This window comes from Nostoc sp. CCY 9925 (genome assembly GCF_963920935.1).
GTDB lineage: Bacteria > Cyanobacteriota > Cyanobacteriia > Cyanobacteriales > Nostocaceae > Nostoc.
Map to the genome: position 1 here is coordinate 1 of NZ_CAWUDO010000336.1, position 230 is coordinate 230.

Consider the following 230-nt stretch of genomic DNA (forward strand, 5'->3'; position numbering starts at 1 on the left):
CTTTTGAACCGCCCTCCGACTTTGGTCGGACCCCGGCGCAGGGTGACGGCGAGACGATCCGACATCGCGCGCCCCTGACCCGGCCCGTGACCGTCGACGCCTATGCCGCCAGCTATGAGGTCAGTCCGTCGGACATGGAGGTCGCCTATGATCAGGGCGTGGCCCAGGCCGAACTCGACACCGACCGCCGCATGGGGCCGCTTGACGGTCGCTGGCGTGTGACGGGCGCG

The 230-nt window shown here is 69.6% G+C and carries 1 protein-coding gene; it reads left to right on the top strand.

Annotated features, from left to right (window positions below; all coding sequences use genetic code 11):
- The coding region (locus ACM0OY_RS40675) for a hypothetical protein (protein ID WP_414574344.1) at window positions 1-230 on the top strand (230 nt) is incomplete at both ends.